General features: G+C 62.5%; 18 protein-coding genes and 2 tRNA genes. 4 read left to right on the plus strand and 16 right to left on the minus strand.

Translation table 11 applies throughout. The features are described 5' to 3' along the window. Positions 1–36: 36 nt before the first annotated feature. The gene (locus CQ020_RS02630) at positions 37–696 is read left to right on the plus strand and encodes a spermidine synthase (RefSeq protein ID WP_105690443.1); all 660 of its coding nucleotides are present in this window, start codon (positions 37–39) and stop codon (positions 694–696) included. Between the two features lie 15 nt (positions 697–711). On the opposite strand, the gene rsmD is transcribed toward CQ020_RS02630, so the two are convergent. From rsmD to CQ020_RS02650, 4 genes are read right to left on the minus strand one after another with little or no spacing between them, the layout of a single operon-like run. After that, positions 712–1,278 (minus strand): 16S rRNA (guanine(966)-N(2))-methyltransferase RsmD, encoded by a 567-nt coding sequence (rsmD, locus tag CQ020_RS02635; RefSeq protein WP_105690444.1) that lies wholly within the window; start codon positions 1,276–1,278, stop codon positions 712–714. 33 nt (positions 1,279–1,311) lie between these two features. Further along, entirely contained in the window at positions 1,312–3,567 is a 2,256-nt protein-coding gene (locus CQ020_RS02640) for an ATP-dependent DNA helicase RecG (RefSeq protein ID WP_105690445.1), read from the minus strand. Next, entirely contained in the window at positions 3,557–4,633 is a 1,077-nt protein-coding gene (locus tag CQ020_RS02645; protein WP_105690446.1) for a DAK2 domain-containing protein, read from the minus strand. The genes CQ020_RS02640 and CQ020_RS02645 overlap by 11 nt, the downstream gene beginning before the upstream one ends. Before the next feature lie 22 nt (positions 4,634–4,655). Next, the gene (locus CQ020_RS02650) at positions 4,656–5,669 is read right to left on the minus strand and encodes a thiamine-phosphate kinase (RefSeq protein WP_258141689.1); all 1,014 of its coding nucleotides are present in this window, start codon (positions 5,667–5,669) and stop codon (positions 4,656–4,658) included. Between the two features lie 227 nt (positions 5,670–5,896). Between CQ020_RS02650 and CQ020_RS02655 the strand changes: the two genes are divergently transcribed. Further along, positions 5,897–6,406 (plus strand): DUF3515 family protein, encoded by a 510-nt coding sequence (locus CQ020_RS02655; RefSeq protein WP_105690448.1) that lies wholly within the window; start codon positions 5,897–5,899, stop codon positions 6,404–6,406. Positions 6,407–6,420: 14 nt separating this feature from the next. Here CQ020_RS02655 and CQ020_RS02660 read toward each other — a convergent pair whose 3' ends face one another. The 6 genes from CQ020_RS02660 to leuC all read right to left on the minus strand — a co-directional run bounded on the left by CQ020_RS02660 (position 6,421) and on the right by leuC (position 12,994). After that, a complete protein-coding gene (locus CQ020_RS02660) occupies positions 6,421–7,557 on the minus strand; it encodes a D-alanine--D-alanine ligase family protein (RefSeq protein WP_105690449.1) in 1,137 nt (378 codons plus the stop codon). Beyond that, positions 7,557–8,609, minus strand: a complete 1,053-nt coding sequence (locus CQ020_RS02665) for an NAD(P)H-dependent glycerol-3-phosphate dehydrogenase (RefSeq protein ID WP_105690450.1) — start codon at positions 8,607–8,609, stop codon at positions 7,557–7,559. Before CQ020_RS02665 ends, CQ020_RS02660 begins: the two co-directional genes overlap by 1 nt. After that, a complete protein-coding gene (locus CQ020_RS02670; RefSeq protein ID WP_105690451.1) occupies positions 8,606–9,379 on the minus strand; it encodes a 1-acyl-sn-glycerol-3-phosphate acyltransferase in 774 nt (257 codons plus the stop codon). The genes CQ020_RS02665 and CQ020_RS02670 overlap by 4 nt, the downstream gene beginning before the upstream one ends. Positions 9,380–9,390: 11 nt before the next feature. After that, entirely contained in the window at positions 9,391–10,716 is a 1,326-nt protein-coding gene (gene murA / locus CQ020_RS02675) for a UDP-N-acetylglucosamine 1-carboxyvinyltransferase (RefSeq protein ID WP_024817180.1), read from the minus strand. A gap of 208 nt (positions 10,717–10,924) precedes the next feature. Continuing rightward, complete coding sequence (gene leuD / locus CQ020_RS02680) at positions 10,925–11,533, minus strand: 3-isopropylmalate dehydratase small subunit (RefSeq protein WP_062068930.1); 609 nt, start codon at positions 11,531–11,533, stop codon at positions 10,925–10,927. 9 nt (positions 11,534–11,542) lie between these two features. Next, positions 11,543–12,994 (minus strand): 3-isopropylmalate dehydratase large subunit, encoded by a 1,452-nt coding sequence (leuC, locus tag CQ020_RS02685; protein ID WP_105690452.1) that lies wholly within the window; start codon positions 12,992–12,994, stop codon positions 11,543–11,545. A 123-nt stretch (positions 12,995–13,117) separates the two neighbouring features. On the opposite strand from leuC, the gene CQ020_RS02690 reads away from it, so the two are divergent. Next, on the plus strand, positions 13,118–13,837 hold the full coding sequence (locus CQ020_RS02690; RefSeq protein WP_024817183.1) for an IclR family transcriptional regulator: 720 nt from the start codon (positions 13,118–13,120) through the stop codon (positions 13,835–13,837). Position 13,838: 1 nt separating this feature from the next. Further along, positions 13,839–14,375: a DUF1697 domain-containing protein gene (locus CQ020_RS02695; protein ID WP_105690453.1), complete on the plus strand. Its 537-nt coding sequence runs from the start codon at positions 13,839–13,841 to the stop codon at positions 14,373–14,375. 25 nt (positions 14,376–14,400) lie between these two features. Here the strand turns inward: CQ020_RS02695 and CQ020_RS02700 are convergent, their stop codons facing one another. The 6 genes from CQ020_RS02700 to gltX form a co-directional block, all read right to left on the minus strand. Further along, positions 14,401–16,020, minus strand: a complete 1,620-nt coding sequence (locus CQ020_RS02700; RefSeq protein ID WP_105690454.1) for a GTPase — start codon at positions 16,018–16,020, stop codon at positions 14,401–14,403. Next, positions 16,017–17,798 (minus strand): dynamin family protein, encoded by a 1,782-nt coding sequence (locus CQ020_RS02705; RefSeq protein ID WP_105690455.1) that lies wholly within the window; start codon positions 17,796–17,798, stop codon positions 16,017–16,019. Before CQ020_RS02705 ends, CQ020_RS02700 begins: the two co-directional genes overlap by 4 nt. A 107-nt stretch (positions 17,799–17,905) precedes the next feature. Further along, positions 17,906–17,981 (minus strand) — tRNA-Glu (locus CQ020_RS02710). 128 nt (positions 17,982–18,109) lie between these two features. Next, positions 18,110–18,181: transfer RNA gene (locus tag CQ020_RS02715), tRNA-Gln, on the minus strand. 137 nt (positions 18,182–18,318) lie between these two features. Continuing rightward, complete coding sequence (locus CQ020_RS02720) at positions 18,319–19,047, minus strand: HAD family hydrolase (protein ID WP_105690456.1); 729 nt, start codon at positions 19,045–19,047, stop codon at positions 18,319–18,321. Positions 19,048–19,060: 13 nt separating this feature from the next. Then, the gene (gltX, locus tag CQ020_RS02725) at positions 19,061–20,581 is read right to left on the minus strand and encodes a glutamate--tRNA ligase (RefSeq protein ID WP_105690457.1); all 1,521 of its coding nucleotides are present in this window, start codon (positions 20,579–20,581) and stop codon (positions 19,061–19,063) included. Positions 20,582–20,659: the final 78 nt, after the last annotated feature.

Below are 20,659 nucleotides of genomic sequence, written 5' to 3' on the forward strand. Positions count from 1 at the left end.
TTTATCCTCAGCATCGGGGGTGCCGAGCAATCACATGTGAACCTGGCCAATCCCTCGGACATCTTCTACGAATACCTGCGCAGGATCGGGCATGTGGTGGATGTGGCGGCCGAGCCTGGAAAACCCATCCATGCTCTCCACCTTGGCGCCGGCGCGCTCACTCTGGCGCGCTACATCCAAGCCACGCGCCCCGGCTCGGAACAGTACGCGGTTGAGCTTGAGCGCGAACTACTGGACTTCGTCCTTCAGAAGCTGCCTATGCCTGATGGCACTGCGCTGACCACTCACATCGGCGACGCCCGCGACTCGTTGGCTGAGCTTCCTGCCGAGGTGATGTTCGACGTCGTGATCCTGGACATCTTCTCCGGACCGGAGGCCCCTGCCCATATCGCCTGCCGCGAGTTCTATGAAGAAGCAGAGGCGCGGCTACGGCCCGACGGCGTGTTGATCGTCAACGTGGGCGACGAACCTGCGCTCACCCTGGTACGCAGCCAAGTGGCCGCACTGCGCCAGGCCATGCCCGACGTCGCCGCCTTCGCTGAAACAGGAATGTTCGCAGGCCGCTACCCGGGCAACATCGTTGTGGTGGGCACCCGCAAGCCGTGGTCTCCGGATTGGACAGCACAGTTACTGGCCCGCGGCCCCCACCCCGCCACCGTCCTCACAGGCGTTGAGCTGGACCGGATCACGGCCTAGCGTCATCCCCGGGAATTACGCCGGTTCAGCGAACCAAAGTTTGGTCTCGCCATACTTCTTGTCAGCAAAACACTCCAAAGCCCCGGGCCATGCCGGTTCCGGGCTCCTCGAACTCCGTTCCACCACCACGACGGCTCCGGTGTCCACATGCGGCGCCAACTTTGCGAGCACAGCACTCAACGCCGGCTCATCCAAGGGGTATGGCGGATCAAGAAAGACCAAGTCCCACATGTCGGCGTCGCTTGCACGTTCCAAGAATGACTCCACCTTGGAACGGTGGACGGAGACCCGCTTGCCGCCCAGCAGCTGGTTCACCAAGTCCGCATTGCGCTGGCAGACATCACTTGCCTTGGCATCGAACTCCACCAGATCCACCTTCCGGGCACCCCGGCTGGCGCTTTCGATGCCCAAGGCTCCAGAACCTGCGTAGAGGTCCAGGACCCGGGCGTCGTCAAGGACGTCAAAGGATTCCAAACGGGAAAACAATGCCTCCTTGACCCTGTCCGTGGTTGGACGCGTGGCCGTTCCGGGGACACTGGTCAGCGGGTTTCCACCACCAACTCCGGCGATGATCCGGCTCACAGGGATTCTCCACGTGTGCGCAACCGGGGATCTCTAACCGCGCTCAAGGAACGCCTCCTTCTCAGGGTTCAAATATTCATCGATCGCAGCGGCCAGAGCCGGCTGTTGGACCAGGGCCGTGTCCTCCGACACCAGGCTCTGGGCGTCAGTACGTGCACGGGCAATGATGTCCTCGTGGTCAAGTACACGGAGCAACTTCAACGTGGAGCGTCCGCCGGATTGCGAAGCGCCCAGGATGTCGCCTTCCCTGCGGAGCTTCAAGTCCTCCTGGGACAGCTCAAAGCCGTCCGTCGTTGAAGCAACGGCATCAAGCCGCCGGCGACTCGGATGCCCGGGTTCCAAGGTAGTGACCAGCAGGCAAGTACCCGGCAATCCTCCACGGCCAACCCGGCCACGCAACTGGTGGAGCTGCGAGATGCCAAAACGGTCGGCATCGAGGATCACCATGAGCGTCGCGTTGTGAACGTCCACGCCCACCTCAATGACAGTGGTGGACACCAGTACTTTGATGCTGTTGGAGGCGAACGACGCCATGGTCTCGGACTTCACCTGCGGATCCTGCCGCCCATGAAGCGGTGCCACGGGGACACCGGCCAGCGCGGGTTCCTGCACGAGGGCGTCGACGACGGCGGTCACCGATGCCAGTTCCCGTGCCGGGCCTTCGTCCGCGAGGTCCGCATCGCTGGGTTCCGCTTCGCCCGGGCTGAAGTCGCCGTCGTCATCCGAACCGATCTTGGGGCACACCACGTACACCTGATGACCTGAGTCCACTTCTTCACGTGAACGCTTCCATATGCGGTCCACCCAGCCCGGATTTTCCGCGAGCCCCACCACGTGCGTCGAAATCGGCGCCCGCCCCGCAGGAAGCTCGTCAAGGATGGACGTCTCAAGGTCGCCGAACACCGTCATCGCCACCGTGCGCGGAATAGGAGTGGCCGTCATGACCAGCAAATGCGGAGGCCGCTGCGCCTTGGCCCGGAGGGCATCACGCTGCTCCACGCCAAAACGGTGCTGCTCATCCACCACTATCAACCCGAGATCCTGGAAACTGGTTTTGTCGCTCAGCAGGGCATGGGTGCCAATAACGATGCCGGCATTTCCGGAGGCCGCATCCAGCATTGCCTGCTTGCGTGCAGCCGTGGGCATGGAACCAGTCAGGAGGGTCACCTGGACGGCCCCTTGAGCCGAGTCGCCGCCAAGCATACCCATGCCGCCAAAGATCTGGTCACGGGCCAGCGCTCCCAGGGTCTTCCGGATGGAGTGGAAATGCTGGGCCGCCAGGACCTCCGTGGGTGCCAGGAGGGCAGCTTGGCCGCCGGCATCCACCACCTGCAACATGGCGCGGAGGGCCACAATGGTCTTGCCCGAGCCCACCTCTCCCTGGAGCAGCCTGTTCATGGGAGTGTCGCGCCCGAGCTCTTCAGCCAGGGTCTTTCCGACGGCGGATTGTCCGGCGGTCAGCGTGAAGGGCAGATGCTGATCAAACGTGCTCAGCAACCCGTCCTTAAGTGGGCGGCGTGCTGTAGCTTCTTCTGCGGCAAGCTGGGCGCGACGGCGCGCCAAGGCCGTTTGCAGCACGAGGGCTTCCTGATACCGGAAGCGCTCCTGGGCGCGCTGCCAATCCTTGGCGATCTCTGGTGAATGGATCAACCGGTATGCCTCAGCCACGCTGAGCAACCCGTCCCTTCGGACGATGCCCGCCGGAAGTGGATCCTGCAGGGAATCAAGGTCCATGGTCTGGATCAAGGCAGTGATCACCTTGTGGATGGACCAACTGGTCAGCTTAGCCGTTGCAGGATAGACGGGAATGGGCATGGCAGCCAGCTTTTCGGGATCCACTGACCCCTCGGCCTCAGGGTCCTCGTCCAGCAGAAGGAAGTCCGGGTTGGTCAGACCAAGGGCACCGCCGTAACGGGATACCTTGCCCGAGAACATAGCCCGCCGACCAGCCAGAAGTTCTGCCTTCGCCCGGAACCCGTTGAAGAAGCTGACCTTCAACGTCCCTGGCACGCCGCTGCCGCCGGCCTCGTCAGTGACCACCACATCCGTGATGGAACCACGTCGGGCCCGCATCTGGCGCGAGCTGTTGGACAGCACCCGGGCGATTAGTGTGACTTCCTCATCCAGCGGAAGGTTACTGATGGGCGTCAGTTCTCCGCGGCTCAAGTACCTGCGAGGAAAGTAGTTCAGCAAAGATCCGGTGGTCTTAAGGCCCAAGTGCTTTTCAATGACAGCCGCGGAGCGCTTGCCGATCCTGCGTTCGAGGGGCAGTTCCAGCTCAGAATTCATGCCGTGACTGGCCTGGGACGTTGAAGGCTTCGTTGCTGCTGCCGGACTCGCTGCCGGAGGATTCCCAGGTGGCCGGCTCTTGCCCGTTGCCACGGGGAACCGCCAACTGGCTCACTGCGATATCCGTCGGTTCTCCCAGCGAGCGAATGAGTGCGACGGCCGGCTCCGGATCGGGAACATGCACGTGAACGCGCCACCTGTAGCTCACTTCGACGTTGGATTCGTCGTCGTCATCATCGCTTCCCTGCGCACCGCCAACCTGGCTCATAATCACAGATTCACCCATCTCGTCCAGGCGTTGCCGGAGGATGGCCGCATTCAAGGGCGAAAGATTGATGGTGCACATGACTTCCACGCCGTCATCGGCGGGCATGCGCTCATGGATGTGGGGGTCCTGCAGTTTGTAGCCGTGGAGGCCGTCGAGCAGTTCATCCTGGAGCTCCTCACCCAAGACTGCGGAGCGGAGGCAATCGAGCACCAGCAGCATGCCCACGCCCCCTGCATCCACAACACGTGCTTCATGCAGCTGTGCGAGCTCGTCCTCGGTCCGGACCACCGCTTGGTAGGCGGCATCCACCACGGCGTCGAGTGAGAGCCCCAACGCATGGTTGCTGTCATCGCCACTCTGGGTCGCGTCCACGTCCTGGGCAGCATGAGCGGCCGCCTCAAGGACCGAGAGCATAGTGCCGGCCACGGGTTCACTCAAGGCAGACCAGGCCCGGATCTGTGCTCTGTTCAACGCAGTGGCAAGCAGCGGTGCGCTGAGCCGGGATTTGCCAACCAGGGGCTCGGCAGCGGCACACAGGAAGACAGCAAAAAGTGTGCCTGAGTTGCCCCGTGCTTGTTCCATGGCTGCCTGCCCGGCGCGGGACAGCAATGCCCCGACGTCGTTGCCGGTTTCCGCAGCGTCAGTGACAGTTTCACCCAAGGCAGCCACAGCAGCCCGGACGGTGAGATAAAGGTTGGTTCCAGTATCGCCGTCGGCGACAGGAAAAATGTTGATCGCATTGAGGCGGTCGCTGTGGTTGCCGAGGACCACCTCCGCCTTGCCGAGCCAACGTTTCATGGCGTGCGCATTCGCGGCGATCTTAGTCTGCAAAGTGATCCCATCCAACAGTGTCAGCAGTTTGCCCGGAAATCCGGACGCCACTGCCTGGCGGCTCGACAACGGCTTGAACCGAGCCTATCGCAGTGAAGCCCTGCGGTAGCTGAATACTTGCCGGGAACGTAGCAAGCAAACCGTGGTCTTCTCCCCCGCCCAGCACCCATCGCATGGCATCTTCACCAAGCAACTTAGCCGCAGGTTCCAACGGGACTGCGTAGTTCTCCAAGGCAGCGGGATCGAAATCCAAAACCACACTGCTGGCGCCGGCCAAGCGGCTTCCATCGCACATCAGACCATCGGAAATATCCATCATGGCCGTGGCACCCGCACGCGCAGCCAGGGGGCCGGCGGCCAGCGGAGGCAGCGGCCTGCACTGGTTGTCTATCAGGCTCCGCAATTCAGCGGACAGGCTACCGAGGGGAATTTCACTTTCCAGCAGCGCCCAGCCGGCAGCCGCCCTCCCCAACGTTCCCGAAACCGCCACGATGTCCCCCGGGTTGGCACCGGACCTCAGGACCGGCGCCACACCGGAAAGCGTACCGACGACGGCGACAGTCACCGCCAGCTCGCGGCCCCGGCCGAGGTCTCCACCGGCCACGGAGCAGTCCGGGGCACCCAGGCCAACGATCGCCGCAGTGAGGCCATCGGCAAAGTCTTCCACCCATTCGACGGGCGTGGCCGGTGGCATGGTGAGGCTCACCACGAGACTCGTGGCGCTGCCGCCCATGGCGTTGATGTCGCTCAGGTTTTGCGCCGCGGCCTTCCAACCAACGTCGAATCCGGTGGTCCTGTAACCATTGGGCCACTCAAGCCTGAAGTCCTGATCCTGCGTCTGGGTGTCGATGGAGATGAGGGTCCGGCCGTCCGGCGCTGCAATCAGGGCAGCATCGTCTCCGGGTCCCAGAAGAACGCCGGGGCTACGGTGCAATCGCGGGAAGATTCTGGCAAGGAGGGCGGACTCCGAAAGGTCTTGGACGGTCAACTGTTGTAGTGGCACTGCACTCGATTCTTCTCTTGGCACGGCTCTCGACTCTTCTTCCCCAAGGCAATTGCTCTTCTCCAGGCACTGCACCCGGTTCGACCCGGCTCGTCTGCAGGTACTGACTTACGCTATCGCGATCCACCGACAGAATAATGTGGCCGTCCCCCAACGGCGTTCCGCCAGGTATGTGACCTGCGGCACCGTGAAACTTTCGGCCAGCGCGTGCGGGATAGGCTGGATGGATGCACCGAAAGACCCTCCGCCGGACTGCTCTGGCCATCGCCATGGCCTCCGCGTCCGCCACCGCTTTGTCGGCCTGCGCCCCCACTGTGGACGTCACGGCCGCCGCAGACGCCGCCAATCCTGCCTGCGCACCAATGATGGTGGCCCTTCCCGATCAGATCGGTGACGCTGCCCTTCGCAAGACGAACAGCCAGGCGACGGCAGCCTGGGGAGATCCCTCCCAAGTCATACTCCGCTGCGGCGTAAACGTCCCCGGCCCCACCACAGACCGTTGCGTCAGCGTCAATGACATCGACTGGGTCATCAAGGAAGGCGATCCCGTCTACACCTTGACCACCTTCGGTCGCGAACCTGCCACGGAAATCCTGATTGACCCGGTCAAACTTGAGGCAGCGAACATCAGCTCCGCTACCGTGCTGACCGAGCTGGCAGCCGCGGTTGGCAAGATCAAGGCAACCGGAAAGTGCGTCGGCCAGGAAGACCTTCAGAACCTGCCGTCCGCGCAGTAGGGTCCTCCGACGGGCTAGCGCAGTCCCGTCTTGCGGGTCAGCGCCAGATGGATCAATTCATCAATGAGGTCCCCGTAAGCCAGGCCTGATGCCGCCCACATCTGCGGGTACATGCTCTTAGGCGTAAAGCCGGGCATCGTATTGATCTCGTTGATGATCAGCTCACCGGCCGGAGTGTAGAAGAAGTCCACACGGCTGAGGCCTTCTGCTCCGACGGCGTCGAAAGCCACGGCGGCGAGTTCACGCACCCGTGCGATTGCCTCGTCCGGCATAACGGCCGGGCAGCTCAGGGCTGCGGCCCCGTCCTCAACGTATTTGGCGGCAAAGTCGTAGAACTGATGCTCTCCTTCTGCCACGGCAATTTCACCCGGCATGGAAGTGCGGGGAGCATCGGTGCCACGTCCTTGAAGGACCGCACACTCGATCTCGCGGCCCACAATGCCTGCTTCGATGACCAGCTTCAAGTCGTGGCGGCGGGCTTCCTCGATCGCGGCGTCCAGCCCTTCGATCGAGTCCACCTTGGAGATACCCATGGACGAGCCTGCCCGGGCGGGCTTGACGAACACGGGGAACCCCAGCCTATCCACCCGCTTACGAACAGACTCGGCGTCCGTGGTCCACTCACGGTCCGTGACAGCCACGTAGGGGCCCACGCTGAGTCCTGCGGATTCGAACACCACTTTCATGAAGTGCTTGTCCATTCCCACGGCCGAGGCCAGCACACCGGCTCCGACATAGCGGGTGTCCGAAAGCTCCAGGAGACCCTGGACGGTACCGTCCTCGCCCCATGGCCCGTGCAGCAAGGGAAAGACAACGTCCACAGCACCCAATTCCAGGGGTACGGCATTGGGCTCGGTCACGATGAGCTGATGCTCGCCACCTACCTCGGCCAAGGTGACGGTCTTGCCCGACGGCGCCACTTCGGGAAGGGCCGCCGAGCTCAAGGACCAGTCGCTGGTGTCGCCCGAGGCGAGAACCCACTGACCCGATTTGGCGATCCCGATTGGTATGACCTCGTACTTATTCTTGTCGATCGCGCCCATGACACCAGCGGCGGTGACGCAGCTGACGGCGTGTTCGCTGGAGCGGCCCCCAAAGAGAATCGCTACGCGGGGACGTCCCGTCACGGGGGTGGATTGCTCAGTCACCATCAGTAGTCGCCTTCGGACTTCAGTGCCCGGGCCAGCAGTCGCGGCCCCAGGTCATCAACGGACATTCTGCCTTCAAGCACCGCCACGACGGCGGCCGTAATAGGCATTTCAACATCTAATTTGCCGGCAAGCTCATGTACAGCAGGGCCGGACTTAATGCCCTCTGCTGTCTGTGTCATTTGTTCGGCAACTTGCTCAAGGCTAAGACCTTCGCCCAGCAACCTGCCGGCGGTGTGGTTGCGTGAAAGGGCTGAAGAGCACGTGGCAACGAGGTCCCCGAGTCCGGCCAGGCCGGCCATGGTGTGTGCTTCTCCGCCAAGGGCCAGCGCAAGCCGGGAGGTCTCCGCGAGTCCACGGGTGATCACCGAAGCCTTGGTGTTGTCGCCCATCTGCCGGCCTTCGCAAATGCCCACGGCAAGGGCAATCACGTTCTTGACGATCCCGCCGATTTCCACGCCCACAACATCAGTGCTGGTGTAGGGCCGGAAGTACGGTGCCGTGCAGCACAGGGCTATGGCAGCAGCGGTGTCTGCGTCACTGCAGGCAACCACGGACGCCGTTGGTTGCTCCCTGGCAATCTCCATGGCCAGGTTAGGGCCAGAGACCACTGCCACGCGAGACGCGGGAAGACCTAACTCCTGGGCAATTACTTCGCTCATCCGGGCGTCCGTGCCCAGTTCCAGGCCCTTCATCAAGGAGACCACCACGGCGTCGGGGGCAAGTAACGGCTTCCACTCGCCCAGTTGCGGACGCAAGGATTGTGCGGGCACAGCGAGTACCACCAGCGTGGCATCCTTGAGCACCTCCCCAACATCCGTAGAGGCCGTGACTGATGCCGGGAGTTCAATGTCTTTAAGGTATTGCTCGTTGCGGTGCGAAGAGTTGATCTGCTCCACCACTTCGGCCCGGCGTCCCCAGATCCGGATGCTGCGCTCAGATCCGGTAGCCGCAGCCGCGTCCGCCAGGACCTTGGCAAAAGTGGTTCCCCAGGATCCCGCACCCAAAACTGCCACAATGTCCGGCGTGTTGACGGTGCCGTGCTCTGTTGTCATTTGCCGCCATCCCCTTCTTGGGCATCAGGAGATTCACCCTGAGTAAAACGGCCGTGCCTGGACTGTTTGTGGACAGCCGGATCCCAGCGCTCCGCAGGAGCAACTTCGCCTCGAAGGGTCTCCAGAAGTTCCGTGATGGCGTCCATGATGACCTCAGTGGCCTCGGTCAGTGTTGCACGGTCCATCGGCCGGTCGCTGAACGCACTGAGATCAACAGGTTTGCCAATAAGCACGCGGACGGTTTTCCGCGGGAAGATATGGAACCGCTTGGCGTACCGCGGGAAGACTTCCTGTGCACCCCAGTGCGCCATGGGCACCACCGGCGCTCCGGTTTGCAGGGCAAGCCTGGCCGCGCCGGTGTGGCCCTTCATCGGCCACAGATCGGGGTCACGGGTGAGCGTTCCCTCGGGATAAATGATGATGGCACCTCCGGCGTCCACCACTTCTTTGGCCACTTGCAGGGAGCGGTTCGCTCCCGCCGTCGAGCGTTCAACCGGAATCTGCCGTGTTGCGTGAAGCAGGGACCCCAGAACCGGCACCTTGAAGAGGCCCGTCTTCGCAAGGAAGTGCGGGGGCCGTTTCTGGTTGTAGACCATGTGACCGATCACGATGGGGTCGATCTCGGTGCAATGGTTAGGTACTGCGATGAAGCCGTCGGGTGGAAGGTTCTCCATCCCTTCCCACTTCTTGGCCATCAGGAGGTTCATCAGCGGACGCGCGAGACCGGCCAGCAGCATGAATGTTGCACGGCTCTTAGCCGATTCCTTCAAAGGAGCCCCCGCTACTTGGTGGTGGTGATATCGAAATCGGCGCCCAGGCCGGCCAGCTTCTCGGTGAAGCGCTCGTAACCGCGGTTGATGATGTCGATGCCCGTAACCCGTGAGGTGCCCGTGGCAGCCAGCGCTGCGATGAGGTGGCTGAAGCCGCCCCGGAGATCGGGGATATCAATGTCCGTGCCCCTGAGCGGAGTAGGACCGGAAATCACTGCTGAGTGCAGGAAGTTCCGTTGCCCGAACCGGCAAGGAACACTGCCCAGGCATTCGCGGTGCACCTGGATGTTCGCACCCATGCGCGCAAGGGCCTCGGTAAATCCGAAGCGGTTTTCATAGACGGTCTCGTGGACTATGGAGACGCCTTCGGCCTGCGTGAGCGCAACCACCAACGGCTGCTGCCAGTCCGTCATGAAACCGGGGTGGACGTCTGTCTCCAGGACCAGCGGGGAGAGCTTGCCGCCCTGGTGGTAGAAGCGGATGCCGTCGTCGCCGATGTCCATGCCACCGCCCACTTTGCGGTAGGTGTTCAGGAACGTCATCATGTCCCGCTGGGAAGCTCCCTCTACAAAGATGTCACCGCGCGTCACCAGGGCAGCTGAGGCCCAGGACGCGGATTCATTGCGGTCCGGGAGCGCACGGTGGTTGTACCCACGCAAGTCCTTGACGCCTTCAATGCGGATGGTCCGGTCCGTCTGGACGCTGATGATGGCGCCCATTTTCTGCAGGACCGCAATGAGGTCAATGATCTCGGGTTCCGTGGCCGCACCAATGAGTTCGGTGATGCCTTCGGCACGCGTGGCGCTCAACAGCACCTGCTCGGTGGCACCCACTGAGGGGTACGGCAGCGAGATTTTAGCTCCGTGCAGTCCGTTCGGGGCAGAAATATGGATGCCGCCAGGGCGCTTTTCCACCACGGCGCCGAACTGCCGCAGGACGTTCAGGTGGTAGTCGATGGGCCTGTCGCCGATCTTGCAGCCACCCAGATCCGGAATGAAGGCCTCGCCGATCGCGTGGATCAGGGGTCCGCACAGCAGGATGGGAATCCGCGAATCACCGGCGTGGGCATCAATCGCCGTGCTGGAGGCCGTCTTTGCATCCTTGGGATCCAACGTGAGGTCTCCCGATTCGGGATCCTTCACCACGGTCACGCCGTGCAACTGCAGCAGGCTGGTGACAACCTCGACGTCCTTGATTTCCGGCACGTTCCTCAGCACCGATGGTTCGCTGCCCAGCAACGCCGCCACCATGGCCTTGGGCACCAGGTTCTTGGCACCGCGAACGGTCACTCGTCCGGTCAAAGGGACGCCACCGCGGATTGTCAGAACACTACTCATCTATACCGGTTTCCTCACGACTACTCGCCCCCCAAACTTACAAAGGCTCCAGCTAAGCATAGAAGCTCGCTTTACCGATCCGAAATGGAACCGCCCGATGCCCCGCTGATCAGCCCTCAAAGGTCCGCGGACGAAAAAGGACCGGCCGGCCCTTCCACAGGGGGCCTGCCGGTCCGTTTTCCGCAAGGTTTCGGCTTCACTTCAGAGGCTAGAGAGCATCAACTTTCGCTGGCAGCGTCTTCGGCTTGAAGGACGGGCGCGTAGCCTCGTACGCCGTGATGTCCTCTTCGTGCTGAAGAGTCAGCCCAATGTCGTCGAGGCCCTCCAGGAGGCGCCAGCGGGTGTAATCGTCAATCTCGAACGGCGCCACCACGTTGCCGCACTCCACCGTTTTGGAGACCAAGTCCACCTTGATCTCCGTACCGGGGTGGTTCTCCAGGACCTTCCAGATCAGTTCGATATCGTCCTGGGCCACCTGAGCGGCCAGCAATCCCTGTTTTCCGGAGTTTCCACGGAAGATGTCAGCGAAGCGTGAAGACAGAACGGCTTTGAAGCCATAGTCCTTCAATGCCCAGACGGCGTGTTCGCGGGATGACCCCGTGCCGAAATCGGGTCCTGCGACCAGCACCGAGCCGGCGTTGAACGGGGCCTGGTTCAGAATGAAGGACTCGTCCTTTCGCCAGGCAGCGAAGAGAGCATCTTCGAATCCGGTGCGGGTAATGCGCTTGAGGTACACAGCGGGGATGATCTGGTCCGTGTCCACGTTGCTCTGGCGCAGGGGAACGCCGATGCCGGTGTGGGTAGTGAAAGCTTCCATGGGATCCTCCTAGACTGCGGTTCCGGTCAGTGTGCCTGCGGCAGCGGACTCAAGGTCCGACGGCGAGCTCAGCGTGCCTCGGACAGCCGTGGCCGCAGCCACCACCGGCGAGACCAAGTGCGTGCGGCCGCCCTTGCCTTGGCGTCCCTCAAAGTTGCGGTTGGATGTGGAGGCGCAACGCTCCCCCGGTTCCAGCTGGTCCGGGTTCATGCCCAAGCACATGGAACACCCGGCGAAACGCCATTCAGCGCCAAAGTCCTTGAAGACCTTGTCCAGGCCTTCCGCTTCGGCTTCCAGCCGGACACGTGCAGAACCCGGAACCACCAGCATGCGGATGTTGGGGTCCTTTTCACGGCCGCGGATAATGTCTGCAGCCACGCGCAGGTCCTCAATACGGGAGTTGGTGCAGGATCCCAGGAAGACAGTATCCACACGGATGTCCTTCATGGGGGTGCCCGCTTCCAGGCCCATGTACTGCAGGGCGCGCTCGGCAGCTGCCTTGGCATTCTCATCACCGAAGTCCTCCGGCGACGGCACCTTGGCGGACAGTGAAACGCCCTGGCCCGGGTTGGTTCCCCAGGTCACGAACGGCTCCAGCGTGTCAGCGTCCAGGTCAACCTCGACGTCGAAGGTCGCGTCGACGTCGGTATTCAGCGTGTTCCAGTACTCGACGGCGGCATCCCAGTCAGCGCCTTCCGGCGCGTGGGGGCGTCCCCGCATGTAGTCGTACGTGGTCTGGTCCGGAGCCACCATTCCGGCGCGGGCGCCGGCTTCGATGGACATATTGCAGATGGTCATGCGGGCATCCATGGACAGCGCACGGATGGCCGAGCCACGGTATTCGAGCACGTAGCCCTGACCGCCACCGGTCCCGATCTTGGCAATGACCGCGAGGATGATGTCCTTGGCGGTGACGCCCGGACGCAAGGTGCCTTCAACGTTGATGGCCATGGTCTTGAACGGCTTCAGAGACAGGGTTTGGGTGGCCATGACGTGCTCCACCTCGGACGTGCCGATGCCCATGGCCAACGCGCCGAAGGCCCCGTGGGTTGAGGTGTGCGAGTCGCCACAGACCACGGTCATACCGGGCTGTGTGAGGCCCAGCTGCGGACCCACGACGTGCACGATTCCCTGTTCCTTGTCACCGAGGGAGTGAAGACGGACGCCGAATTCCTTGCAGTTGGCGCGCAGGGCCTCAATCTGCGTTCGGCTGGTCAGGTCCGCAATTGGTTTGTCGATGTCCAGCGTGGGAGTGTTGTGGTCCTCGGTGGCAATGGTGAGGTCCACGCGTCGCAACGGCCGGCCAGCCAGGCGCAGGCCCTCGAAGGCTTGCGGGGACGTTACTTCATGGACGAGGTGAAGGTCGATGAAGAGAAGATCGGGCTGGGCATTGGCTCCTTCGCCTTCGCCCTTGCGCACTACGTGCGCGTCCCAGACTTTCTCGGCCAGTGTCTTTCCCACGGCCTTGCTCCCTTCACTGCGATTGGCTTGTTGCGTTGTTCTTGTTCCACTGAAGCAGCCCGGCGTCAAAATAGGCCAGCGAAACAACTTGCATCTCAGATATTGAGACGGCAATATCATTACATGGACAATTCTAGTGGAGTCGGTGTCATTGATAAAGCGGCCCAAGTACTCGATGCCCTTGAGGCCGGACCCACCACTCTTGCGCAACTTGTGGCGGCCACAGGCCTTGCCCGGCCCACCGTTCACCGGCTCGCACTGGCCCTGGTTCACCACCGTTTGGTAAGCCGCGATATCCAAGGACGCTTCGTCCTGGGCAGCCGGCTGGTGGAACTCGCTTCAGCTGCCGGCGAAGACCGGCTCATCGCCTCCGCCGGCCCAGTTCTCATTCAACTCCGTGACGCTACGGGTGAAAGCGCGCAGATCTTCCGCCGCCAGGGAGACTGGCGTGTCTGCGTAGCCTCAGCCGAACGGCCCATTGGCCTGCGCGACACCATTCCCGTGGGCACCCAGCTCTCCATGAAGGCCGGCTCAGCCGCCCAGGTCTTACTGGCGTGGGAAGACCACGATCGACTCCTGGAGGGGCTGCAAAACGCCCGCTTTACGCCCACCGTCCTGGCAGGCGTACGACGCCGGGGCTGGGGTCAGAGCCTCGGCGAACGCGAACCGGGGGTCGCCTCGGTTTCAGCACCCGTTCGCGGTCCGTCAGGCAGGGTCATTGCGGCCGTGTCCATTTCAGGTCCGATTGAACGCCTCACCCGCCAGCCGGGGCGCCTTCACGCTGAAGTGGTCTGCAACGCCGCCCGGCTCCTGACCGAAGCCCTGCGCAAGAACAATGACTAGCGTGAACAGTTACGCCGTTTTCCTTCGCGGCATCAACGTGGGCGGCATCAACATCAAGATGGCCGATCTCACCTCTGCCCTGACGGACTACCCGTTTACCAAGGTCAAAACCCTGTTGGCCAGCGGGAACGTGGTGCTGCAGAGTGAACTCAGCGCCAAAGACGTCAAGACGCAGTTCGAGAAATGCCTCCGGGACACCTTTGGTTACGACGCCTGGGTGGTGGTCCTCACCGCCGCCAGAGTTGGAGAATTGGTGGACGCGTGCCCCTATCCGGCGGACGACAAATCCACGCACAGCTACATCACCCTTGCCTCCGATACTGCAATGCTTGATGAACTCTTCCAGGCTGGCGAAGCGCTTGGCGGCGTGGAACAGGTGCGGCTCGGGCAGGAGGCTTCCGCTTGGCTGGCCCCCGCCGGCGGAACACTGGACAGCCCGTTCAGCAAACTCTCCGCCAGGGCACGCTACAAAGCCAGCACTACTACCAGGAACCTGCGCACCCTTATTAAAGTCAGGGACGCAGCCTCTTCCCTCTAAGCGCTGACCTTCATAGTGGGGCCCTCTAACCCGGGCGTGCAGACTTAAGGGCCGCGTTGAACGCTTTCAAACGGGTGATTTCGACTTCGACGGGCTCCACAATCCGCTGCTCGGCAACCGCTGCCACGGCTGCCTTCAACCGCTTCGTTGCCCTCGAAGCCCTGGCACGGGCAGCCCAGCCTCCCAGAATCCTTCCGGCGATGGCAAGGGCGACTCCCAACACCACTCCCCCGGCAACCATCAGGGTGGGCCACGGCCACCCTTCCGTTCGGGGCACCTCGGGCACTGGCATTTGGAAGTAGCCGAGGGCGGCCAACACCCCCAGCCAGCCCAGGCCCCCTGCTGCGAGCAGAAGCGCGATCCATTGCAGGGTATTGAAAAGAAGCCACCACAGGGGACGTTTGCCCGCCAACAGGTCAGTGCCTGCAATGGCCTGATCCAAGGCGTCGGGCAGATCCTCCCGCCCGTCCCTTGCCGCGCTGCGGATGGCTGCACGCCAAGGGCCCGGGGCGCCCGCTGAAGCCTCGTCTGCGAACTCCCGAACGGCTGCGTCCGTCCTTGCCCTCTCCGGCGCACCGGCAGGTGGCAGGGATGTCCTGTTCAGCTCCGGCCGGGTGTCATCCCTGCCCAGGTTCAACCGCCGCAGCGGGTCGGGCCGGAAACGCAAAAGCCACCGAGTAACGGGCCACCCCGTCCTCTTGGCTGATTCCCTCTTGAAAGATCGGTGAACGGCGTCCACAACCACCGGAACATTTGCCGCCGTCGACAATTCAGAGGCGAGGCGGGCTTTCGTTCCGCTCTTGACGCCCCGGGCTTCGCCCTCTCCGGAGGCCCTGGCAAGTTCCCCGGCGGCCTTCGCAACGTCCGCTGCCAGGCGTTCTGTTGTTGCCTCCCGCTGAACCACGACCTTCCTGATCACCGCGCGGAGGGTTTGGACGCCGTCGCCCGTTAGCGCTGAGGCGCCAAAGACCCGTACCTTCCCCAGGCCGTCCCGTGCAAGGATCCCTTCCAAAGACTGCATCACGGCGGTTGCGTCGGCGGCGCTGAGTTTGTCCACCTGGTTCAGGACAACCAGCGTTACCGCACCATGGGAGGCCATGGGGCGAAGGAAATCATTATGCACCGCAGCATCGGCGTATTTTTGCGGGTCCAGAACCCACACCAGGACATCTACCATGCCCACCATCCGCTGAACGATCTCCCGATTTTCCAGCCGGGTGGAATCGAAGTCCGGCAAATCCAGCAGCACCAGGCCGGTATTCTCCTCCGCGAGCCCTGGAACCGGCGGCAGCGTGTGCCGCTCTTTGACGTCCAGCCAGTCAAGCAACGGCCCGCTGCCTTCCTCGCCCCAAATGCCCGCCAAAGGTGCCGACGTCGTGGGACGCCGCGCAGTGGCAGTTGCGAGACTGCTGCCTGAAACAGCATTGAACAAGGATGATTTTCCGCTGCCTGTGGCCCCGAAGAATCCCACCACTGTGTGATCGGCTGAAAGAGACCGCCGCGAGGTGGCGCGCTCCAAGACCTCGTAGACGGATTGCAGATCAGCGTCCGGGAGGACACCTTCGGCCAGTTCCCGTGCGGTATTGAGGGATTCAAGCCTGCGCTGCAGCAGGGACGACTCGCGAACCTGTCCGTGGCGGCTCATGCGGCACCTGCCAGGCGGCGCAATGCTTGGGCATACCGGGAGAGGTCATCTCCGGAGACCGGATCGGCTGCCTCAAGGCGGCCCAGGAACCGTTCTCTTTCATCGTCCAGGAGCCGTTGGCATTGAGTATGCAGATCATCCCTGGCCTGCTGGGCCAGACGACGTACGGCGTCCTCACCGAACACAGCTTCAAGCAGCTTCTGGCCAACAACGGCCGTTCCGCCTGCAATGCCGATCTCCAAGCCGCTTAGCCCGGCCGTCATGGAGAACACCACCACCATGAGCGCCGCGCCCAGCCCGTTGACTCCGAAGGACAACCAGCGGGCCTGGGTTCGTTTACCCTGGCCCTGGGTACGGATCATCTCCATCAGTCCCTCCTGCCAGGAACGGATAGCTGCCGCGGCCTTCGCATCGAAGCCCTCGCTGGTACCCGAAAGATCTTCCGAGCCAAGGAGATCCCGGCCGGCAGCATCCGAACGCCAGCGCCTGTCCACGTTTTCGGCTGCGTTCGCAGCTTCGTCCAGGATCACCGCCTGCAACCCGGTCTCAATGGCGGTTTCAACCTTCACAGCGGGAGCCGGCTCGCCACGGAAGAAGGCCCCAACACGGTCCCGCATCCGCCCGAGATTCTGCTCAAGCGCCCGGAAGAACTCACCTGTACCCACAAAATCCTGCCACCGTGCCAGCACTTCGCCGCGGAGCAAAGCACCGTCCTTGGTGGCCTCCAGAATGCGCGAGAGCGCTTGCTCATACTCAGTAACGCACGTCATCCGAAGATCGCGGGCAGCGGCATCCTGGGCAGCAGCTGCACCAGCGATGCCGTCCAACCGAACACTGACAGCCTTGACAGCGCCGTTGAGTGTTCGTCGGGCGACCTCCGCGCGTCCGGCCACATCAGCCGCCAAAGCACCCAGCCACTGACGCAGTGGAATCACGGACTCCTCCGGAAGCATCCCCAGGGCATTGAGGGCACTTTCGGGAACAACGAAGAGCTTCGCTTCGGCCAGCCCCTGCTGATCCAGCATTGCCTGGAGGTCAGTCCTGACTTCCTCCTCCGCAGCAGCCGGAACACGGTCCAGGACCACGGCTACGGTGATATCCCGTGACGCCGCATCCAAGAGAAGCCGCCAGGGCACGGCGTCGGCGTAGCGGTTTGCTGTAGTGACAAACACCCAAAGGTCGGCGGCGGCAAGCAGCTGACCGGCAAGCCTGCGGTTGTCATCGGAGATCGAGTCGACGTCGGGCGCATCCAGGAGCGCTATTCCGTGCGGAACAGCCTCGTGTCCCACCAGAACCAAGGACGTGATGGCCTGCGCGTCGGGGGTGGCACCTGCCTGATGCGCGGGCAAAGGGCTCTCTGAAACAGTGCCCCGGATCCTGTCCAGGCCCGGAAGTATCCGCTGGCCTGCAAACCACTCCGCGTCCAGGGGATGGTGGAGGAGGATGGGCTGGCGCGTGGTGGGCCTGATAGCGCCGGAACGGGTCACCGGGTAGCCAACCAGGGCGTTGACCAGGGTGGACTTCCCGGCACCTGTGGAACCGCCGACAACCGCCAGCAGCGGAGCATCCAGGCTCCGGTAGCGGGGAATCACGTAGTCGTCCAGCTGCGCCAGGGACTCTCGAATCCACTGACGGGCTTCCCGGACCTCCGGCACGGCGAGCGGAAGGGTTGTGGCCGCAAGTTCCGCGCGGGCCGCTTCCAAGGTCTCGACGGCGGCTGCCGCACCAAGGGCTGCTTGTGTTGCCCGGGGTGTTCTCTCATCATCATTAGCGGTCACAGCATCATCATGCCAGTCCAATCCCCCGTGACAGGGGCCGCCGCAAGTACTGTGGACAAATCCAGGAAAAAAGAAATCCCCCGGAACCGTGGTTCCGGGGGATTCGTTGGTGACCCCAGCGGGATTCGAACCCGCGTTACCGCCGTGAGAGGGCAGCGTACTAGGCCGCTATACGATGGGGCCTTGCACTTTTTTATCACCGTTTCCGGCGATCAAGCAGAAAGAGTATTTCATACTTTCAGCTTCGCTCCAAATCGACTGCGCGACTTGAAACTTCTGATTTTCCAGCGTATTGACGCGGATTTTCAGAGCTGGGATACCAGGACTCGAACCTAGAATGACGGTACCAGAAACCGTAGTGTTGCCAATTACACCATATCCCAAAGTGACTTTCGGACCGGAGTTCCACGCTTTGGTTTCCCTCAGCTTTTCCCTCCGTGCCCCTCAGCACGAGTAATGACTCTACCGGAGTCTCGCCACCTGCACAAATCGGAAAGCCGTTACCTGCATCACATGATTCTCAGGCTGCAGTAGGAGCCGTCACCAGCAGCCGCGACAAGGAGTCCACTTGGCGGCCGGTGAATTCTTCCACCACTTCCCCGGTCCTGTTCAGCCATACGCCAATCAGGCCAGCTGCCGTTGCGCCGTCAGCATCGAGCAGCCGGTTGTCGCCAACATACAAGGTCTCCGCCGGCCCGGTGCCCAGCAGGCGCACACCTTCGAGGTATATTGCCGGGTCTGGCTTTGCCACCCCTACCGTGTCCGTACCTACCAGGATCTTGATCCGCGACAGGCCTGCACCGTCCAGTTTGGCCCGCTGGTAATCATGCACATTGTTGCTCACGGCGCCGTAGGGAATGCCCGCGGCATCGAGGGAGTCGAGCACGCCTTCAACGTCGTCAAAAGCCCGCACATACGCCGTCTGGCGCTGGTGGTAATCGGCAACCCACGCTTGGGATTCCTCGCCGTCCTGAAGTTCCACGCCAAAGTGCCCCAAAGCAGCCCTGCCCCGTAGGAGCCGCTGCTCATTGAAGGTCAGCTCCCCTGCCAGATAGCGGTCATAGAAGTGCGTGGTCTCGTGTGTGAAGATGCGGCCGAACTTCACCCACCCGGCCTGGTCCAGGCCGGGCAGGAGATGCTCGCTGACATCGCGGAGTGCAGTGGTCATGGCGTACTCAAGGTCCACCAAGGTGTCGTCAATATCGAAGAGGACACCATGGACGGTGCCGAAGGAACGTGAGATAGCCATGACTGCTCTGCTGCTAGCCTCGGAAGGCGCGGACACGGGCGAGCGAGGAATCCTTGCCAAGGATCACCATCGACTCGAACAAGGGTGGAGAAATGCGGCGCCCAGAGATGGCCGTGCGCACAGGACCGAAGGCTGCCCGCGGCTTGATGCCAAGATCCTCAACCAGAGCCTGCTTGAGCGCGGCCTGGATATTCTCAGCCGTCCACTCACCGATCGGTTCCAGCGCCGCCAAGGCAGCGTCGAGCACTTCCTCCAGGTTCTGAGGAAGACCCTTTCGGGCATCGTCGGCAACGTCAATGGCGTCATCGGCCTTGAACAGGAAGGCCAGCATCTCCGGAGCTTCACCCAAGAGTGTGATGCGTTCCTGTACCAGAGGAGCAGCCTCGGCGAGGATCTCTTCCTGTCGCGGCGTCAGGATTTCCCCTACGAAACCAGCAGCTCGGAGGTAAGGAACCAAACGTTCCTTGAAGTCCTCCGGCGCGAGCATCCGCACGTGGGTTCCATTGATGGCTTCAGCCTTCTTGATGTCGAAACGGGCCGGGTTGCCCAGGACGTCGTGGATATCGAAGTTGGCTACGAGCTGCTCCACGGTGAAGATGTCCTCGTCCGCGCTCAGTGACCAGCCAAGCAGCGACAGGTAGTTGAGCAAGCCCTCGGGGATGAAGCCACGTTCACGGTGAAGGAACAGGCTGGACTCGGGATCACGCTTGGAAAGCTTCTTGTTACCCTGTCCCATGACATAGGGCAGGTGGCCGAATTCCGGCATGTACTCGGCCACGCCAATGGCGTAGAGGGCGCGGTACAGCGCAATCTGACGCGGAGTGGAACTCAGCAGATCCTCGCCGCGAAGGACGTGGGTGATGCCCATCAGGGCGTCGTCCACAGGGTTCACCAGCGTGTAGAGCGGAGCACCGTTGGCGCGGACAACAGCAAAGTCAGGAACCGAACCAGCCTTGAACGTAATCTCCCCGCGGACCAGGTCATTGAAGGTCAAATCCTCGTCCGGCATGCGGAGGCGGAGGACAGCTTCGCGGCCCTCGGCTTTGAACTGTTCCAACTGCTCATCCGTCAGGTGCCGGTCGAATCCGTCATAGCCCAGCTTGGGGTCGCGGCCGGCCGCCTTATGACGTGCTTCGATCTCATCGGGCGTGGAGTACGACTCGTAGACGTGTCCTCCGGCTTTGAGCTTGGCGATGACGTCCTGGTAGATGTCGCCACGCTGCGACTGCCGGTACGGCTCGTGCGGTCCCCCAACCTCTACGCCCTCATCCCAGTTGATGCCGAGCCATTTCAGGGCGTCCAGCAACTGGTGGTAGCTCTCTTCGCTGTCGCGGGCCGAGTCCGTGTCCTCGATGCGGAAGATCAGCTTGCCGCCGGTGTGGCGTGCATAGGCCCAGTTGAACAGGGCCGTGCGGATCAGGCCCACGTGCGGGGTTCCTGTGGGTGACGGGCAAAAACGCACGCGGACCGGAGTCTCGGCGTTGACGGCAGGGATGGCGCTGAAAGCAGCGTTCGACGCAGAAGCAGTAGTCATAGTGGTTCCAACTTTACCGCTTGGCGCCGCTTCGGTTTCCCGGCTGGAATCGCCCGACGGCGGTACTCGCCTTAACCG

The organism is Arthrobacter sp. MYb23, from assembly GCF_002979775.1.
GTDB lineage: Bacteria > Actinomycetota > Actinomycetes > Actinomycetales > Micrococcaceae > Arthrobacter.